Source organism: Streptococcus sp. GMD1S (assembly GCF_000296875.1).
GTDB lineage: Bacteria > Bacillota > Bacilli > Lactobacillales > Streptococcaceae > Streptococcus.
In genome coordinates, this window is sequence record NZ_AJQY01000443.1 from 1 (window position 1) to 521 (window position 521).

2 protein-coding genes are annotated in these 521 nt (G+C 38.4%); both read left to right on the top strand.

Going from position 1 to position 521, the window contains the following annotated elements; genetic code table 11:
* Positions 1 to 171, top strand: a 171-nt coding sequence (locus GMD1S_RS10875) for a class IIb bacteriocin, lactobin A/cerein 7B family (RefSeq protein WP_000437098.1), incomplete at its 5' end; no start/stop codon positions are given.
* Positions 172 to 188: 17 nt separating this feature from the next.
* The gene (locus GMD1S_RS10880; protein ID WP_000415691.1) at positions 189 to 356 is read left to right on the top strand and encodes a bacteriocin; all 168 of its coding nucleotides are present in this window, start codon (positions 189 to 191) and stop codon (positions 354 to 356) included.
* Positions 357 to 521 lie beyond the last annotated feature (165 nt).

Genomic DNA, 521 nt, shown 5'->3' on the forward strand with positions numbered 1-521 from the left:
ATGGAACAGAACTTTGTAGCTCTTACAGAAGAAGAGTTGACGGATGTGAATGGGGGAGCATGGCCGATTGTAGCTTGGGTGATTGCTAATCCTGTGACAGCAGCTAAAATTGCTGGTGGAATTACTGCAGCAGGAATTGCAGGTTATAATTATGTGACGAGTAGATGGTAATAGAAGGAGGAGATGATATGGAAAAATCTATTTTAAAATTTGAAACAATGACTGATACGGACTTGCAGGAAATTCAAGGGGGAGCCTTTCCCCTTCTTATCCCTGTGGCAGTTGGTTTTGTAAAAGGTTTTGTATATACAGGTGGAGCTATTTTAACAACTCGAGCACTCTTTTCAGGTAAATAGGAGTCTGCTATGAAAAAAATCTTATTAGGATTTGCTGAGGGGTATTTTGTCGTATCGATTATTCTTTATATCGCAACGTATTTGATTATGAAAAATCCGATCAATACTCTGTTTTATCCAGAAACCTATCCAATTCTGCTTGGTCTGTTTTATGTAGGATACAAG